We start from the raw sequence: 18,019 nt of genomic DNA on the forward strand, positions 1-18,019 counted from the left end.
TATATTAAAAAAACCGGTGATTTATTTACTTGAATTAATGTAAATACAACACCATATAGATTGAGTTTTTACTAAAGCGTAACAAGGCACAATATGCAAGATAGCGTGATGAAAGCATGGTGGGATTCGTCGCATATGGCAGGCGGTAACGCGGCCTATGTTGAAGAAATGTACGAAGCCTATCTTGATGACCCGCAAAGTGTGTCTGATTCATGGCGTCAAGTATTCGAAGGATTACCTAAAGTTGACGGCGTTGAATTAGAAACCAAACACTCTCTTATCCGAGAGCAATTTAAAAAGATGGCAGCGCTCGGCCCAGCCGCTAGAGTTTCAGCTGCACCGTCTCAAGCATCGACAACTTCTGATGGTAAGCAAGTAAAAGTATTACAGCTTATTAATGCCTATCGCTTCCGTGGTCATCAACATGCAAACCTCGATCCTCTAGGGCTTTGGCAGCAAGCTAGAGTAAGAGATCTTGAGTTGTCACATCACAGCTTATCTGAACAAGATTTCGATACGGTATTCAATGTAGGGTCTTACGCCATTGGTAAAGAAAATTTACCTCTGGGTGAGTTATATAAATCATTGAACCGTACATACTGTGGCTCAATTGGTGCAGAATATATGCACATTACGGACACAGAACAAAAGCGTTGGCTGCAGCAAAAGATTGAGTCAGTGCAAGCCAAACCTGAAATCAGTCGCGAAGAGAAGATTAATATCCTTAAGGGATTGACGGCTGCTGATGGTATGGAGAAATACCTTGGGGCGAAATTCCCTGGTGCCAAACGCTTCTCATTGGAAGGTGGCGACGCGCTGATTCCGATGTTGAAAGGGCTGATTACTGAAGCCGGTAAAGTAGGTACCAAAGAAGTCGTTGTCGGCATGGCACACCGTGGTCGTCTAAACGTACTTGTTAATGTGCTCGGCAAAAACCCATCCGTTCTGTTCGATGAATTTTCTGGTAAGCATGACGAGTCTCTTGGCGCAGGTGACGTTAAATATCACGCTGGTTACTCTTCTGACTTTGCGACGCCTGGCGGTAATGTGCACTTGGCACTCGCTTTCAACCCGTCTCACTTAGAAATCGTTAACCCGGTGGTGATGGGGTCTGTACGTGCTCGTCTTGAGCGTCGAGACAATGATACAAGTCAGGTACTGCCTATCACCATCCACGGTGATTCAGCTATCGCGGGGCAGGGTGTAGTGCAAGAGACGTTTAACATGTCTCAAACTCGCGGCTTTGCCGTTGGCGGTACGGTACGAATCGTTATCAATAACCAAGTTGGTTTTACAACGTCAAAAACCGAAGATACGCGCTCGACTCAGTACTGTACTGATATCGCGAAAATGGTTCAGGCGCCCATATTCCATGTTAATTCCGACGACCCAGAAGCGGTGTTGTTTGTTACCAAGTTGGCATTGGAATACAGAAACAAATTCAAACGCGACGTAATGATCGACTTAGTTTGTTATCGTCGTCATGGTCACAACGAAGCCGACGAGCCAAACGCGACTCAGCCGTTGATGTATCAAAAAATTAAAAAGCATCCAGTTCCACGCCAGATTTACGCAGATCAGCTAACTGCCGAGGGAACTATTGAAGCTCACGAAGTCGGAAAGCTACTAGATGACTACCGCGCTGCCCTTGATCATGGTGCATGCGTAGTAGAGGAGTGGCGCCCAATGACCGAACATTCGGTAGATTGGTCTCCGTATCTGGGCCACGATTGGGACATCGCCTATGACGGTTCAATTGCTGTCGAAAAGTTGAAGGCGTTAGCTGAGTCGATTACCCAGTATCCAGAAGACCTCAAGCTTCAATCTCGGGTCAACAAGCTTTACCAAGACAGAAAAGCAATGGCTGCAGGTGATAAGCCTCTAGACTGGGGTATGGCAGAGAACTTAGCCTATGCCACTATTATTAGCGAAGAAGGCAACAGCGTTAGGATGACTGGCCAGGACTCAGGTCGCGGTACGTTCTTCCACAGACACGCAGTCTTGCACAACCAAGTTGACGCTTCTGACTACATGCCGCTGCAACACATCAGCGACGATCAAGAGAAAATAGAGATTTATGACTCTGTTCTATCAGAAGCCGCGGTTATGGCATTTGAATATGGTTATGCGACGGCAGAGCCGACCTGCTTAACCATTTGGGAAGCGCAGTTCGGTGATTTTGCCAACGGTGCTCAGGTTGTATTTGACCAATTCTTGTGTTCTGGTGAAGCTAAGTGGGGACGTTTGTGTGGTTTGACTGTACTGCTTCCTCATGGTTACGAAGGACAAGGCCCAGAGCATAGTTCAGCGAGGCTTGAACGTTTCCTTCAGCTTTGTGCTGACCACAACTGGCAGGTTTGTGTGCCCTCAACACCAGCGCAAGTGTTTAATATGCTTCGTCGCCAAGTTGTGCGCCCAATGAGAAAGCCTCTGATTGTAATGTCGCCTAAGTCATTGTTGCGTCACCCGCTCGCAATCTCATCTATGGATGAACTAGCTGCAGGTGTCTTCCACAACGTGATTGGTGAAGTTGATGACCTCGATCCAGCCAAGGTAGAGCGTGTGGTCATGTGTTCTGGTAAAGTGTATTACGATTTGCTGGAACAACGCCGTAAAAATGAACAAGAGAACGTTGCAATCGTTCGTCTTGAGCAGCTTTATCCGTTCCCACAAGAGGAATGTGCAAAAATTGTTGCTCAGTACAGCCATGTTAAAGACTGGGTTTGGTGTCAAGAAGAGCCACAGAACCAAGGCGCATGGTATTGCAGCCAACATCACTTCTGGCAAGCCATTCCAGAGGGAGCAAAATTAACATACGCAGGCCGTGAGGCTTCAGCTTCTCCTGCGGTAGGTTACGTATCCGTTCACAACCAGCAACAAAAAGCACTGGTTGAAGACGCACTCACTATAAAATAAGGAACAACGATGACAATTGAGATAAAAGTTCCGGTTCTTCCCGAGTCAGTTGCCGATGCTACCGTTGCAACATGGCACGTAAAAACCGGGGACAGCGTAACGCGTGATCAGAACTTGGTCGATATTGAAACCGACAAAGTCGTACTAGAAGTAGTTGCACCGGCTGATGGTGTTATGGGTGAGATCTCTGATGGTGAGGGCGCAACTGTATTGGGCGAACAAGTAATCGGTTTGTTGCAGGATGGCGCAGCCGCTCCTGCGCCGGCAGCTTCAGCGCCAGCGGCAGCACCTGCAGCGGCTCCAGCTGGCAAATCCAGTGATGTTAAAGTGCCAGTTTTACCAGAATCAGTGGCTGATGCGACGATTGCAACTTGGCACGTTCAAGTAGGCGAAGCAGTGAGCCGCGATCAAAACTTAGTCGATATTGAAACCGATAAAGTAGTACTGGAAGTTGTTGCTCCTGCAGATGGTTCGTTGAGCGAAATCCTTGCTGAAGAGGGCGCAACGGTTACTGCTGAAGAAATCATCGCTAAATTTGTTGAAGGCGCCGCTGCGGCAGCAGCCCCAGCAGCAGCTGAGAGTGACGACGCGGTTGAGTCAGACGCACTTAGCCCATCCGTGAGACGCTTATTGGCTGAGAAAGGTGTTGACGCTTCTAAAGTGAAAGGTACTGGCAAAGGCGGTAGAATTACAAAAGAAGACGTTGAACAATATCTGAAAGGCGGTTCAGCTCCTGCACCGGCAGCTGCTAAAGAAGAAGCTGCGCCAGAGGTTTCTGCGGGAGAGCGCACAGAAAAACGCGTTCCGATGACGCGCTTGCGTAAAACAATTGCCAATCGCCTTCTTGAAGCGAAAAACTCAACGGCAATGTTGACTACCTTCAATGAAGTTAACATGAAGCCAATTATGGACCTTCGCAAGCAATATCAAGAAAGCTTTGAGAAACGTCACGGTATCCGTCTTGGTTTCATGTCTTTCTATGTCAAGGCAGTAACTGAAGCACTCAAGCGCTTCCCGGAAGTGAATGCTTCAATTGATGGCGACGATATCGTTTATCACAATTATTTTGATATCTCGATTGCCGTTTCAACACCTCGTGGCCTAGTAACCCCTGTTCTTAAGGACACGGATGCACTGGGAATGGCTGGTGTGGAAAAAGGCATCAAAGACCTAGCGATTAAAGGTCGCGATGGCAAGTTGTCAATGGCGGAACTACAAGGTGGTAATTTCACGATTACCAACGGTGGTGTATTTGGTTCATTGATGTCTACGCCTATCATTAACCCACCACAAAGCGCTATCTTGGGTATGCATAAGATTCAAGATCGTCCAATGGCGGTTAATGGTAAAGTTGAGATTTTGCCAATGATGTATTTGGCACTGTCTTACGACCACAGAATTATCGATGGCAAGGAGTCAGTTGGTTTCCTTGTTACCGTTAAAGAGATGCTCGAAGATCCTACTCGTCTGTTACTAGACGTGTAAGACTTTCGTCGCACGGAGCGTGTATAGGGGGAAACACAGTTATACTGGTTTCCCTTTGTCACATTGTTAGGTTCCTTTGAACCTAGCTTGTTTAACTAAGTCGCATGAGCGGCTTTTGTCTTAAATAAAATCGGATAGAAACACCATGAATTTGCATGAATATCAAGGTAAGCAGCTGTTCAAAGAATACGGCTTACCTGTTTCTGAAGGATACGCAGCAGATACTCCTCAAGAGGCTGTTGAAGCAGCTGACCGTATTGGCGGTAGCGAGTGGGTTGTAAAATGTCAGGTCCACGCAGGCGGTCGCGGTAAAGCCGGTGGCGTAAAATTGGTAAAAAGCAAAGATGACATCCGCGCATTTGCTGAAAATTGGTTAGGCAAAAACTTGGTGACCTTCCAGACTGACGAAAAAGGTCAGCCTGTAAGTAAGATTCTAGTTGAGTCGTGCACAGATATCGCCAATGAGCTTTATCTTGGTGCAGTTGTTGACCGTGGTACACGTCGAGTTGTGTTCATGGCTTCAACGGAAGGCGGTGTAGAAATCGAAACCGTTGCTGAAGAAACGCCAGAAAAGATCTTGAAAGCTGAAATCGACCCAATTGTTGGTGCTCAGCCTTACCAAGCTCGCGAAATGGCATTCAAACTAGGCCTTGAAGGCGTTCAGATCAAACAATTCGTACAAATCTTCATGGGTTTGGCTAAGATGTTTGAAGACCTTGACCTAGCATTGATCGAAATCAACCCACTAGTAATTAAAGATGACGGTAATCTTCACTGTCTAGATGCTAAGCTTGGTGTTGATGGTAACGCTTTGTATCGTCAGCCTAAAGTGAAAGAAATGCACGATCCATCTCAAGAAGATGCTCGTGAAGCTCACGCAGCGCAGTGGGAATTAAACTATGTCGCACTAGACGGAAACGTTGGTTGCATGGTTAACGGTGCTGGTCTTGCGATGGGTACAATGGATATCGTAAACCTACACGGTGGCAAGCCTGCTAACTTCCTAGACGTTGGTGGCGGTGCAACTAAAGAACGTGTTGCTGAAGCTTTCAAAATCATTTTGTCTGACGACAACGTGAAAGCGGTTCTGGTTAACATCTTCGGTGGTATTGTTCGTTGTGACATGATCGCAGAAGGTATTATCGGTGCCGTTAAAGAAGTCGGTGTTGAAGTGCCAGTTGTTGTGCGCCTAGAAGGTACAAACGCTGACCTTGGTCGTGAAGTGCTTGCCGGTTCTGACCTAGACATCATTGCAGCAGAATCGCTAACGGATGCAGCACAAAAAGTTGTTGCCGCAGCGGAGGGCAAATAATGTCAGTTTTAATTAATAAAGACACTAAGGTTATCTGTCAGGGTTTCACTGGCGGTCAGGGTACATTCCACTCTGAGCAAGCTATTGCTTACGGTACGCAAATGGTTGGTGGTGTTACACCAGGTAAAGGTGGTACAGAACACCTAGGTTTGCCAGTATTCAATACGGTACGCGAAGCAGTAGAAGCTACTGGCGCAACAGCGACAGTTATTTACGTACCAGCGCCTTTCTGTAAAGATTCAATTGTTGAAGCAGCAGATGCGGGTATCGAATTGATCGTATGTATCACTGAAGGTATCCCGACGATTGATATGCTTTACGCTAAAGAGTACGTCGAAGCAAAAGGCGTTCGCATGATTGGTCCAAACTGTCCAGGTGTTATCACGCCAGGAGAGTGTAAAATTGGTATCATGCCTGGTCACATTCACAAGCCTGGTAAAGTGGGTATTGTTTCACGCTCTGGCACATTGACCTACGAAGCAGTTAAGCAAACGACTGATGAAGGTTTCGGCCAGTCTACGTGTGTTGGTATCGGTGGTGACCCAATTCCAGGTTCTAACTTTATCGATATTCTTCAAATGTTCCAGGACGATCCAGCGACAGAAGCAATCGTTATGATTGGTGAAATTGGTGGTACCGCAGAAGAAGAAGCAGCAGCATTCATTAAAGAAAATGTAACTAAGCCTGTCGTTTCTTACATCGCAGGTGTTACTGCTCCTCCTGGCAAGCGTATGGGGCACGCTGGTGCAATCATCGCTGGCGGTAAAGGCACAGCTGACGAAAAATTTGCAGCACTAGAAGCAGCTGGCGTAAAAACAGTACGCTCTCTTGCTGACATCGGTGCAGCACTTCGCGAAATCACTGGTTGGTAAGCGATATCGAACTAAAAAAGCCCGCATCATGCGGGCTTTTTTGTATACGCAATGTGTTGTGTACAGTCCGGTCAGGCCCTTAATAGTTGCCCAATTCTCTCCACGGCTTTTCGTCTAGCGCCGACTACCGGGTGATTAAAACTGATTCGTAAATAATTGTCGAAATTATTGGTCGTTGAAAACAGGCTACCCGGGGTAATTATGATGCCTTCTTGTTTACATACGGCGTAACAAGACATCGTGTCTATGTGTTCAGGTAGCCCGAGCCAAACACAAAGACCTCCAACCGGCTCTGTCACCGTATACTCAAAGTCCCATGTTTGCTGAAGTGTTTCCAATAGCTGGTCCCGTTGGTGTAGTAGGTATTGACGCTGTTGTTGAAGATGCCGACGCCAATCGCCTGAACGAATGTAAGTGTTCAGTGCAACTTGTGGAGTTTGACTAATTGAGAGTTGATTAACCAACTTCGAGCGGATGATTTTGTCGTGCCAACGAGCGCCCATTACCCAGCCTATTCTCAAGTCCCTTGACAGAGATTTCGAAAAAGAAGAGCACGTGATGACGCGATTTTTTGTGTCGTAAAACTTAAGCGGTGTTGGACGGCGAGAAAAATACACCTCACCATAAATGTCATCTTCTATAAGTGCTATATCGTGTTCATTGGCAAGTTCAACCAATCGTTTCTTGTTAGCGTCAGGCATCAAAGCACCTGAGGGCGTTGCAAAAGATGGCGTAACAATACAGGCAGTGACATTGTGTTGTTTTAATGCCTGTGAGACCGAGTCAATATTGATTCCCGTACTCGGATCGGATGGGATTTCGATCACGTTGAGCTCAAGGTACTCAAGCAATTGTAGCGCACCATAAAATCCAGGGCTCTCAATAAGTACGGTATCGCCTTTACAACATGTCGCTTGAAGCGACAACGAGATGGCTTGCTGACAACCGGCGGTTATCACAATGTCATCGTAACTAATCCCGACGCCAAGCTGGACATAGTGCTGGGACAAGGCTTCTCGTAGGTTTTGATTTCCTTTTGGGTTGTCGTAGTACGCACTGTGAATGTGGCCTTGTTGTTTAACGGCTCTATTGAGATGTTTATGTAAATTTTTTATACCCGTCGATTCCACAATAGGCAGTTGATGGGGTAAGACGTCAAACGCTGCACTTTTGCGCATAATGTCATGCAGTACCGTGGGTATGTTTACGGCTTTGGGTTCTGAAGGAGTAGGTGCCGCTGGAGAATTAGTCTCTGTGGCGCGAGGCGATACATAGTAACCACGTCTCGCACTAGCTTGGACTAGACCAAAGCGCTCAAGCTGTTGCAACGCGTGAATAACGGTATTTTTTGCGACGTTGTGTTGGGTACATAAGGCTCTTATAGACGGCAGTTTTGAGCCAGGGCTAAGCAAACCCGCGTCTATCTGTTTACCCAAAATGTTAGCTAACTTTTGATATTGAAAATCGTTCATTGACTTTCTCATAGGTAAAATTCTGTACCCATTATAAAACCAAAATGCTGTCTCTGTAACCAATTTATTTGATCGCTACAATCTGCGCCATCCCACTGCTGTTATAGGTTGACTGATGTCTAAATTTGCAGAGCTAGAAACGATTCCCGTTTATCAAAAATCGGAAGGAAAAATTTATGTAAGGGAGCAGTTTGGCAGGTTTCAAGCGATTCGACGAAAGTTGTCCAGTGTACTCTTAGCTATGTTTATATTGATTCCGTTTTTGCAATTTAATGGTGAACAAGCGGTATTGTTTGATGTTAAGCAACAAACGCTGACGTTGTTTTACTGGGTACTTTACCCACAAGATTTATTTATTTTTGCACTCGTCTTCATTGCCGCCGCCTACGGCCTTTTTTGGGTGACGCGAAAATATGGCCGAGTGTGGTGCGGTTATACCTGCCCTCAAACTATTTGGTCATTGATGTTTATGTGGGTAGAAAACCGAGTAATAGGTTCGAGAAACCAACAAATCTCACTTGATAAACAGCCATGGTCAGTGACTAAGCTGTCAAAGAAAAGTGCGGTTTACGTTATTTGGGCAATGATAGCCCTGTTTACCGCGTTGGTTTTTATGAGCTACTTCATTCCTGTGGGGCGTTTGTACCCAGGCTTTTTTAGCCTATCACTGACCGGGCTGGAAACAGGTTGGGTACTTTTTTTTGCTACCTGTACCTTTGTCAACGCGGGTTTTATTCGAGAGAAAATGTGTGAACACATGTGCCCGTATTCGCGGTTCCAGTCAGCGATGTTTCAACCAGAAACTCGCTTGGTGACGTACGATGTTTCTCGTGGTGAGGGCAGAGGCCCTAGACGCAGAAATCAGACCAAGCCCAATGGCATGGGCGATTGCGTAGACTGTAAGCTTTGTGTTCAGGTGTGCCCAGCGGGCATTGATATACGAGAAGGCCTTCAGGCCGAGTGCATCAACTGTGGATTGTGTGTCGATGCATGCAATGACGTCATGACCAATTTCGGTTATCAACCTAACCTGATTCGTTATCAGGCGCAGGCGCCTTCACTGCGTTCACCTAAGATGACCCTAGGCTATGCGGCTGGTGTTCTGTTAGTTGTTATTGCAATGGTGGCTTGGACACAAATTCGCTCGACTATGGAGTTGTCTGTACTTAGAGACCGTAATGCTTTATACCGCACAGATTATTTGGGCAATGTTGAAAATACCTACACTCTCAAGTTATTGAACAAATCAAGAAGTACTGAATTTGTTGAGCTAGTTGCCGTCAGAAGCGACGATGGAAAGGAGTTACTGCGCCAGGATTATGAAATCAATGCACAAGAGCAGCTGAGTGTTGCCACCGCACTGACGATGCATGATAGTGTTTTTGCACAAAACAATAAAACTGACGTGGTCTTCACCGTTACGGAAAAAGACAGCAACGAGGTGCTTAGCCGTAAACAAACGGTATTTTATGGTCCAAGCTTTAACTAAGATTTGCCGTGCAGTGCACGGCAACCTTAACTGATTTTAGGCGGTAACGATGATCTTGCCGTTGCGTTCTCCCTGTGCCGCTGCTCCTATGGCTTGTTTGATATCTTTAACGGAATAGGTACTGTCAACTGGTGTGGTTAATTGCCCGGTGGCAATGAGCTTGGTTAGCTCTCCATACAACGCCATTTGCTCTTCTCGCGTTGCCCGTTCAAACCATTTTGCGAGCCAAAAGCCTTTCACCGTGATCCCTTTGAACACCATAAGAGAAGCCGGCAACTCACACGGTACGCCACTCATCATGCCGTAGTTGACCAACGTAGCGTCATTGCCTAGACAGGCACCCAATCTAGCCGTTGCGGGACCACCAATGGCGTCGATTCCCAATTGGATATTGGCTTTTCCTGTGGCTTGTGCAACACGCTCATGTAAATCGTCACCATCGACAAGTACGACATCTGCACCTTGATCCAGTAGTGGTTGAACAAGTGATTCTCGACGAACAATATTTACGGTCCTAAGCCCACGCATTTTTGCCAGTTTGATTAGGTAATTACCAACGCCTGAATTGGCAGCATTTTGAATGACCCAGTCGCCTTCTTTTAAATCGACGAATTCACTGAGCATAAGCGATGCTGTGGGTGGGTTGATGGTTACCATTGAAAGCTGAATAGGATCAGCGTCATTGGGCAGAGGAACCAGTTTAGCTGCTGGTGCAACGATATGAGTCTGCCAAGTGCCGATGCCCACAGGCAATAATACGGTTTGTCCTATAGGTAAGTGCGTGACGCCAGGACCCGCTTCAATGACCTTAGCCACACCTTCGTTTCCGCCGATCGCGGGTAGAGGTGGCAATATGCCATATTGACCGGTAAGTGTAAGTACATCTGAAGGGTTGATAGGCGATGCCAGTAGTTCTAAAAGCACTTGTCCTTCACCGAGTTCCGGTGTCGTTGCTTCTACTGCTTCGATTACGTCAACGGGGTTTGGGCCGCGTTTGGTGTATTCTGCTTTTAACATAGTCTTTTCCGTCTTTTGACTGGTTTTATCATGGTCTTACGCTCGCAAGAAACCATGCACAATGCCAATCAATAATATTGATACACCCTTATTTGCTGATTCCTTAAACAGCTGGGGCGATAAGTACATTTTTTTGTTTAAAAACTCACAGGGTGACTTGTTGTATATCACGGGCTTTGGTACTTTCTGGCATACTTGTATTTAGTCAATTGAGCCAGTCAGTGTTCGAATTACAATCCCGAAGTTTAAAAGATAAAGTCTCGTTTGAAGAGTGGCAAACTCGTGTTGATCTCGCTGCGTGTTATCGTTTGGTGGCAGACATGCGTTGGGGCGACCTCATCTATACCCATATTTCAGCAAAGATACCCGGGACTCATGATTATTTGGTGAACGCATTTGGTCTCACTTTTGACGAAGTGACCGCGTCAAATTTAGTGAGAGTGAATTTAGCCGGTGACGTACTAGACGGCTCTGAATATGGCATTAATCCTGCGGGATTTACCATTCACAGTGCGATCCATGAAGTGAGAGAAGACGCTCAGTGTGTGATTCATTTACACACTAAAGAAACGATCGCCGTGGCGTCATTGGAAGGCGGGCTTCAACCTTGGAGCCAATACTCTTTATTTTCGCTTCCTTCGCTGAGTTATCATGAATATCAGGGGTTAGCGGTTGATGATAATGAACGAGAAATCCTGCAGCGGGACTTAGGTGATACCAATCACATGTTGCTGCCTAATCACGGTGGCTTAACACTAGGTCCTAGCGTTGGTGATGCTTTTATGCGTTTTTATGATTTGCAACGGGCTTGCGAAATCCAAATGTCATTAATGCAAAGCCAAGGCAGAGTAAAAGTAATCCCGCAACCGATTATCGATAATATATACGCACAAGCAAAAGTCGTACATTCAGGACAAACAGGTGGCCAAAAAGCCTGGCCTGCAATGCTGAGGAAGGCATATCGGCTAGACCCAAACTTTTGTAATTGATGCAGACCGATTGGCGAAATGTACGCCAACTCTCTAAGGATAAAAGAATGAAAATTAGTAAAGTCGAGATATTCGATATTGAATGTCCTAAACGTCCGGTTTGGAACCCTGTGTTTGTACGAATTCATACCGATGAAGGCCTAACCGGTGTTGGTGAAGCCGGTTTGGCATATGACTTAGGCCACAGTGCCGCTGCACATATGATAAAAGAAATTGCCGAGGCTATGTTGATTGGGTGGAACCCGTTCAACACTGAGGGCTTGTGGAACCGAATGCTCCGTGAGAGTTTTTGGGGACTAGGTGGCGGCCCAGTCATCTATGCTGCAATGAGTGCAATTGATACGGCGTTGTGGGACATTAAAGGCAAAGCGCTGAATTTGCCTGTCTATGAGTTATTGGGCGGGAAAACCAACGATAAACTTCGCTGTTATGCAAGCCAACTGCAATTTGACTGGGATAAAGAAGTCACTAAACTCAACGATCCTGCCGATTATGCTCGAGCCACCGAAAAAGCCATGAAAGAAGGCTATACAGCAGTGAAGGTGGATCCAATTGTATATGACAAAGATGGAGTAGGGCACTTCGACCGCACCAAATTGTTTACCACACCAGAGCTCAAGCTATTCAAGGCCAGACTGCAAGCTATCCGCGACACGCTAGGGGAAGACGGTGACATTATTTTCGAATGTCACAGTCTACCTGGTGCGACAACGGCGATTCAATTGGGAGAAATGGTAGAAGACATTGGCTGTATGTATTACGAGGAGCCGGTGAATTACCTCAACTCTAAGCTACATGACAAAGTTGCAAAACGGGTCAATGTGCCAATCGCTGGCGGTGAACGTCTTTACAATCGATGGGGCGTTAGGCCCTACTTAGAAGACCAATCTCTTGATGTATTGCAACCAGACGTCGGTTTATGTGGTGGCTTCACCGAGGCCAAGAAAGTGTGTGATTATGCGGATATCTATGATGTTCGCGTGCAAGCACACGTTTGCGGTGGCCCAGTTGCAACGGCTGCGAGTCTCCATCTCGAGACAGCAATTCCTAATTTCTTGATTCACGAACATCACACCTACGCCATTAAGGATTGGAACCGAGAGTTGTGTATTCAAGACCCGCAACCTGTTAATGGTTATATTGAGGCGCCTGACACCCCCGGAATTGGCATCGAACTCAACGACGAAGTGGTTTATCGCTCACCTAACATGTCAGTGACTGCACTAAAATAGAAAAGGGCCTGTGAGCCCTTTTTTAATGCTTGGTGTCTTGTTATTCGTCAATCGGAATCTGGTAGTAGTTTACAGCATTGCTTGCTAACAATTTCTGAGCGACGTCCAAACCAAACTCTGCGACAAGCTTCTCTGACCATTCTTGCCAATAGTCGGCGTAGTCTAAACGCCAAGTACAAAGTGGAAAATTACTTGCTAACATAACGCGAGTAGGCGAAAAGGTATTGAGTAAGGTAGTGAGTAGGTTCAGCGCCTTTTCCCATTGCCAATCTCTTTCAAGCATTTCTAAACCCGAAAATTTCACTGCAATATTGGGATTCTTCGCAACCTTGTTCAGTCCCTTTAGCCATGTTGTGTGATCTTGCTCTGTCAATGGAGGCCAACCACCATGGTTTAATATAAAGGATAGCCTCTTATGTGCCTTGGCTGTAGTGTCTAAAAGGTTGGCGAAACGCGTGTTGGCGATGGGTAATTGTGCTTCAAAGATCAGTTTCGCCTCTGCCAATATTGCGAGATTTTTTTGACAACATGGGCTACTGAGCTTTGTCTCTGTTTCCTCATCCAAAATGTCTCTTACACCGATAACAGACCGCCTTTTTTGCAATTCACTGAGCGTTAGTTCAAAGTCTTTGTCTAAAAGGTTGACGCCGGCGACGGTTCTAAGCGGTATCTCTACCGTCTTTTCCAACCAGTCTATTTCGCGCCAAGGGGCGTGATTATCATACCCCGCTTCTATATGTATCATGCCGGCAAGAGTCAAATTCCCAGAAAGCGTGACGTCAGTGGTGTCATAGTTTCGACAAAGGACTTGCTTGTCTGGCCAAAACGGCGGATTTTCTGGTTGCAACCATTGATACTGGCCCTCGGCTAGATTAAAAAAGTGAAGATGAGGATCGATTATTTTGAGCATTATTGGGCCGTATATCCGCCATCAATAACTTGTAAACTGCCCGTAATGAACTTGGCATTGTCACTTGCAAGAAAATATACAAGTTGTGCCACTTCATCAGCTTGACCCAGTCTTCCCAGTGGCTGTAAGGCGGCTTCTTCTGCATGGACAGAATCAGCATTTGCACCTGAGGCTTCAACATACCGGTTGATGGCGTTGTGATACAAAGGGGTTTCAATCGTACCAGGGCACACGGCATTTGCTCTGATACCATATTCTGCGTAGTCCAAAGCCGTTGTTTTTGCCATCGACGCTAAAGAGGCTTTGGAGAGATTGTACGCGAACGAATTGCGTTTACCGACAAGCGCTTGATCTGACGCCATCAGAATGATAGCGCCATGCTTACGCGCTTTCATTACAGGTAATACCGACTGAATAGCGGCGTAGGCGCCTTTGACGTTGATGGCTAATAGCTTATCTAGCAGTGCATCGTCGGTTTGTTCAATGTTTGCCGATACATGAATCCCTGCATTGGAAACCAAACAATCACATCGTCCAGTATTCTCTACTATCTCCGCAATAGCCGATCTCACGTCTGAAGTATTACTGACATCACATTTCACCCACTGGGCACCGGTCATAGGTGTCGCCCAGTCGCGGATGTCTAGGTTGTATACATGGTAACCCTTTTGGACAAAAAGGGACGTCGTTGCTAAACCTATCCCCAGCGAACCACCGGTAATAATGCAGATTGGTTTTTGTGTCATCGTGTTGTTGCTCGTCCTGTAATGCGTTTTCGATAAATGAATATCGTTAAAAATAACTCTGTTAGCGCATCATACAGCCAAAATAAATCATCTACAGTGATATCTTCGACCATATCGTATTGGTGGTCATATTTTGCACATTTACTGTGTTCTAGTGTTTTGCTAATGACTTAGATGTTGATCTATCAACTCATACTTTCGGCTATATTTACTGCAACAAATGGTATGAAAAAAACATGTTTAATATGTAATGAAATGGTTAAGGTGTGCATATTATTCACTTTTTGGTGTGAAGATAATGCAACCAAAAACACCGTTTTTAAAGCGAGTTGCCTGGGTTTAATTTGTAATAATTACATAGGGTTATGCTCCTTTTTACGTTGCTGATAAGTGTAAAAAATATGGGTGTGTATGTTAACGGAATGTGAGTTAATTTTTCTGAATACGTATGCAGATAATTGAGCATTCATACGCCAGTGGTTAGTATTCTTTCCGAATAACGGGCAAACCTCATTTGTACAAAACCGCCGTTTAGTTTCATTTTCGCGGATTTGGCATAAGTAGGTCGCTTATATAACCAGACGGGACACATACATGACACACTTTAAACCAAATTTGATAAAAGCCGCATTCATCTCTTGCGGTATTGCAAGTGCAATCCCTGCTGCCGCTTTCGCTCAAGAGAGTGCCAGTGAAGAAGATGGCGCAGTCGACTATGAAGTGATTCAAGTTGCAGGTATTCGCGGAAGTCTACAACGTGCTCAAGCCATAAAAATGGACAACACTTCAATCGTAGAGGCTTTGTCTGCGGAAGATATCGGTAAACTTCCAGATACGTCAATCGCAGAATCATTGGCACGTCTACCGGGCGTAGCAGGTGAGCGTCGCAACGGTCGTACAAGTGGTCTTTCTGTTCGTGGCTTTAACGAGAACTATGTTGGTACAACGCTAAATGGTCGTGAATTGCTCGGTATGGGTGATAACCGTGGTGTTGAATTTGACCTTTACCCAACTGAAATCGTTTCTAACATCCTAGTTTACAAAACACCAGAAGCCGGTCTAATGACACAAGGCATCGGTGGTACGATTGATATCCAAACGGTAAGCCCGTTGACGGCACAAGAAACGTTTGCAATCAATGCTAACTATGAAGTAAACCAAGAAGATTCTGGTAACCCTGACTTTGATAACAAAGGTCATCGCTTGTCGGTTAACTTCGTAGAAAAATTTGCGGATGATACATTGGGTGTAGCACTTGCCATTGCAAACCTTGAATCTCCTCGTCAAGAACAACATTTCCGCGGTTGGGGTTACGCTAATGCCAACCCAGCTAATGCTGCAGAAGGTGTTGAAGTACCAGAGGGTACGGTCATCCTTGGTGGCCACGATTCATTTACGCGTTCAGCGTTGCTAGAGCGTACTTCTGTTGCTGCGGTTGTAGAATATGCACCTTCAGATGATTTGAAAATTCAATTCGATGCCCTCTATATCGACTTCGAAGAAAACGATGTTCGTCGTGGTGTTGAAGAAGGTGGTGCTGAATGGGGTACAGGTGCTTATACAATCACTGGTGTAGAAAATGGTCTTGTGACGTCAGGTTACTACGATGGTTTCCTATCTGTAATCCGCAACGATTCAAGACGCCAGGAAGCAGAACTGACAACGTTCGGTTTGAACGTTGAATATGTTATTAACGATAACTGGACAGCGACTCTTGACGTATCAAGTGGTGATGTTGACAAAACGATTACCGACGTAGAGAGCTATTCTGGCGTGGGCCGCGCAGGTATTGATGGTCGTCCACTGACGCCACGTGCATGGACAATGACGTCGACGGGTGCGGTATACAGTGACCACCCAACCTTAGGCGGTGTTAACCTTGCGGATCCAGCACTTATTCAATTGGCTGGCCCACAAGCATGGGGTGGTTCTTTGACACCAGTGTCTCGTTTCCAAGGTGTTGATGGTTTCGGTCCGAACACAGCGCAAGATGGTTTTGTGAATGAGCCTATTTTTGACGAGAGCCTTGATGCTGTGCGCGTAGACCTAGAAGGTATCGTTGAGTGGGGTATCTTTACTAAACTGACTGCAGGTGTGAACTACCAAGAGCGTGAAAAGAGCAAAGCAAACACAGGTGCTTACTTGACGTCTCCTGATTGGCCAAACTCTTCTGCAGTGCCTAACCCAATTGGTTCTGCAGATCTTAGCTTCATTGGTATCGATGGTGTAATCGCTTATGACGGCCTTGGCTTGTACAACAGCGGTTACTACATCGAGACGCCAGCTGAAATTATTGAGAATGGTCGTTTAGGTGATTCATACCTTATCGAAGAAGAACTACTCACGGTTTACGCTAAACTCGATATCGAAACAGAGATTGGTGACGTACTAGTATTCGGTAACTTGGGCCTACAAATCGTAGACGTCGACCAAATGGGGTCTGGTTTCAACACGACTACTGGTCCAACGGGTTTCACGTCTGTTGACCCTGTTACAGATGGCACGTCTTACACAGACGTACTACCTACGCTAAACTTGAGTTTTGAAGTTGCTGAGAACCAGTTCATCCGTACTGCACTTGGTAAAGTCATCAGCCGTCCTCGCTTGGATGACATGAGACCAAACAACACGGTTTCGTTTAACTTCAACGACCAGCAAATCATTTCTACTGATGTTGCGAATGGCCCTTGGTCTGCGACTGCGGGTAATGCTCGATTGAACCCTCTTGAAGCGAATCAGTTCGACATTGCTTATGAAAACTATTTCGCGGATGCAGGTTTCTTTGCAGTTAGTTTCTTCTACAAAGACCTAACTAACTGGCACATCGCGGGTCAAACTGTAGGTGATTTCTCAGGTTCGTTTATCGAAGGTTTCCACCAAACTTCGGGTGAGACTGATATCAATAACGACGGTGTGTTGGACGCAAATGACGTAGTACCACCAGCAACGTTTAACGGTATCGTCAGCTTCCGTGAAGATGGTCTTGAAGGCTTTGTACGCGGCTGGGAAATCCAAGGTAGCTTGCCATTTGATTTAATCCACGAGTCACTTGAAGGCTTTGGTTTATTTGCAAGTGCTACATTCCTTGACGGCCAACTAGACAACGGTGACGCGGTACCTGGGCTTTCAGAAGAGTCTTACTCATTGACTGCTTTCTATGAGAAGAATGGCTTTGAGTTCCGTGTATCTGGTACTAAACGTGACCCATTCAGCACTGAAACTCGTGCAATTAGCCTATCGCTAGCGCAGATTGATGACCGTGGTGGTGAGCTATGGGATGCGCAAATTGGTTACGATTTCAGTGAATCGGGTATCGAATCTCTTGACGGATTGCGTATCACTCTGCAAGGTCAGAACTTAACTGACGAGCCGACTATCCAAGCTAACCCGGGTGATGCTCGTCAAATTACTCAGTTCCAACAGTTTGGACGTAACTTCTTGTTAGGTGTTAACTACACATTCTAATGTGACTGATGCGGCTCAATATGTTGAGTTGCATCAATGAGTACAAAAAACATTGAGTAATACAAAGCCCCAATTAGCTATACTGATTGGGGCTTTTATTTTAACAACGCCTTC

12 protein-coding genes are annotated in these 18,019 nt (G+C 45.9%); 8 read left to right on the plus strand and 4 right to left on the minus strand.

All coding sequences use genetic code 11. The features are described from left to right. Window positions 1–93 precede the first annotated feature (93 nt). The 4 genes from AC27G9_RS02200 to sucD all read left to right on the plus strand — a co-directional run bounded on the left by AC27G9_RS02200 (window position 94) and on the right by sucD (window position 6,585). Window positions 94–2,916 (plus strand): 2-oxoglutarate dehydrogenase E1 component, encoded by a 2,823-nt coding sequence (locus tag AC27G9_RS02200; protein ID WP_487070559.1) that lies wholly within the window; start codon window positions 94–96, stop codon window positions 2,914–2,916. Window positions 2,917–2,925: 9 nt separating this feature from the next. Next, the gene (gene odhB, locus AC27G9_RS02205; protein WP_487070561.1) at window positions 2,926–4,401 is read left to right on the plus strand and encodes a 2-oxoglutarate dehydrogenase complex dihydrolipoyllysine-residue succinyltransferase; all 1,476 of its coding nucleotides are present in this window, start codon (window positions 2,926–2,928) and stop codon (window positions 4,399–4,401) included. A 145-nt stretch (window positions 4,402–4,546) separates the two neighbouring features. Further along, window positions 4,547–5,713, plus strand: coding sequence for an ADP-forming succinate--CoA ligase subunit beta (sucC, locus tag AC27G9_RS02210; protein ID WP_487070563.1), 1,167 nt, complete (start codon window positions 4,547–4,549; stop codon window positions 5,711–5,713). After that, window positions 5,713–6,585 (plus strand): succinate--CoA ligase subunit alpha, encoded by an 873-nt coding sequence (gene sucD / locus AC27G9_RS02215; protein WP_487070565.1) that lies wholly within the window; start codon window positions 5,713–5,715, stop codon window positions 6,583–6,585. Before sucC ends, sucD begins: the two co-directional genes overlap by 1 nt. Before the next feature lie 71 nt (window positions 6,586–6,656). Here sucD and AC27G9_RS02220 read toward each other — a convergent pair whose 3' ends face one another. After that, a complete protein-coding gene (locus AC27G9_RS02220) occupies window positions 6,657–8,057 on the minus strand; it encodes an aminotransferase-like domain-containing protein (protein WP_487070567.1) in 1,401 nt (466 codons plus the stop codon). Window positions 8,058–8,172: 115 nt separating this feature from the next. On the opposite strand from AC27G9_RS02220, the gene ccoG reads away from it, so the two are divergent. Then, window positions 8,173–9,546 carry a cytochrome c oxidase accessory protein CcoG gene (ccoG, locus tag AC27G9_RS02225; protein ID WP_487070569.1) on the plus strand — a complete coding sequence of 458 codons (1,374 nt, stop codon included), beginning with the start codon at window positions 8,173–8,175 and terminating at the stop codon, window positions 9,544–9,546. 36 nt (window positions 9,547–9,582) lie between these two features. Here ccoG and AC27G9_RS02230 read toward each other — a convergent pair whose 3' ends face one another. Beyond that, a complete protein-coding gene (locus AC27G9_RS02230) occupies window positions 9,583–10,563 on the minus strand; it encodes a zinc-dependent alcohol dehydrogenase family protein (protein ID WP_487070571.1) in 981 nt (326 codons plus the stop codon). A 221-nt stretch (window positions 10,564–10,784) separates the two neighbouring features. Between AC27G9_RS02230 and AC27G9_RS02235 the strand changes: the two genes are divergently transcribed. Next, window positions 10,785–11,552: a class II aldolase/adducin family protein gene (locus tag AC27G9_RS02235; protein ID WP_487070573.1), complete on the plus strand. Its 768-nt coding sequence runs from the start codon at window positions 10,785–10,787 to the stop codon at window positions 11,550–11,552. Between the two features lie 47 nt (window positions 11,553–11,599). Beyond that, a complete protein-coding gene (locus tag AC27G9_RS02240) occupies window positions 11,600–12,784 on the plus strand; it encodes a mandelate racemase/muconate lactonizing enzyme family protein (RefSeq protein WP_487070575.1) in 1,185 nt (394 codons plus the stop codon). 40 nt (window positions 12,785–12,824) lie between these two features. Here AC27G9_RS02240 and AC27G9_RS02245 read toward each other — a convergent pair whose 3' ends face one another. Together AC27G9_RS02245 and AC27G9_RS02250 are read right to left on the minus strand one after the other, a co-directional pair. Further along, window positions 12,825–13,694 (minus strand): amidohydrolase family protein, encoded by an 870-nt coding sequence (locus AC27G9_RS02245; RefSeq protein WP_487070577.1) that lies wholly within the window; start codon window positions 13,692–13,694, stop codon window positions 12,825–12,827. Beyond that, window positions 13,694–14,440, minus strand: a complete 747-nt coding sequence (locus AC27G9_RS02250) for an SDR family NAD(P)-dependent oxidoreductase (protein ID WP_487070579.1) — start codon at window positions 14,438–14,440, stop codon at window positions 13,694–13,696. Before AC27G9_RS02250 ends, AC27G9_RS02245 begins: the two co-directional genes overlap by 1 nt. Window positions 14,441–15,034: 594 nt before the next feature. Here AC27G9_RS02250 and AC27G9_RS02255 point away from each other — a divergent pair. Then, window positions 15,035–17,905 (plus strand): TonB-dependent receptor, encoded by a 2,871-nt coding sequence (locus AC27G9_RS02255; protein ID WP_487070581.1) that lies wholly within the window; start codon window positions 15,035–15,037, stop codon window positions 17,903–17,905. Window positions 17,906–18,019 lie beyond the last annotated feature (114 nt).

This window comes from Alteromonas sp. 5NS40-0096 (genome assembly GCF_057544385.1).

Bases quoted from the DNA above. Each gene is read 5' to 3' on its own strand.
- AC27G9_RS02220 (WP_487070567.1), bottom strand. From the start codon at position 8,057: ATGAACGATTTTCAATATCAAAAGTTAGCTAACATTTTGGGTAAACAG.
- AC27G9_RS02255 (WP_487070581.1), top strand. From the start codon at position 15,035: ATGACACACTTTAAACCAAATTTGATAAAAGCCGCATTCATCTCTTGC.
- AC27G9_RS02200 (WP_487070559.1), top strand. From the start codon at position 94: ATGCAAGATAGCGTGATGAAAGCATGGTGGGATTCGTCGCATATGGCA.
- AC27G9_RS02230 (WP_487070571.1), bottom strand. From the start codon at position 10,563: ATGTTAAAAGCAGAATACACCAAACGCGGCCCAAACCCCGTTGACGTA.
- AC27G9_RS02240 (WP_487070575.1), top strand. From the start codon at position 11,600: ATGAAAATTAGTAAAGTCGAGATATTCGATATTGAATGTCCTAAACGT.
- ccoG (WP_487070569.1), top strand. From the start codon at position 8,173: ATGTCTAAATTTGCAGAGCTAGAAACGATTCCCGTTTATCAAAAATCG.
- AC27G9_RS02250 (WP_487070579.1), bottom strand. From the start codon at position 14,440: ATGACACAAAAACCAATCTGCATTATTACCGGTGGTTCGCTGGGGATA.
- sucC (WP_487070563.1), top strand. From the start codon at position 4,547: ATGAATTTGCATGAATATCAAGGTAAGCAGCTGTTCAAAGAATACGGC.
- odhB (WP_487070561.1), top strand. From the start codon at position 2,926: ATGACAATTGAGATAAAAGTTCCGGTTCTTCCCGAGTCAGTTGCCGAT.
- AC27G9_RS02245 (WP_487070577.1), bottom strand. From the start codon at position 13,694: ATGCTCAAAATAATCGATCCTCATCTTCACTTTTTTAATCTAGCCGAG.
- sucD (WP_487070565.1), top strand. From the start codon at position 5,713: ATGTCAGTTTTAATTAATAAAGACACTAAGGTTATCTGTCAGGGTTTC.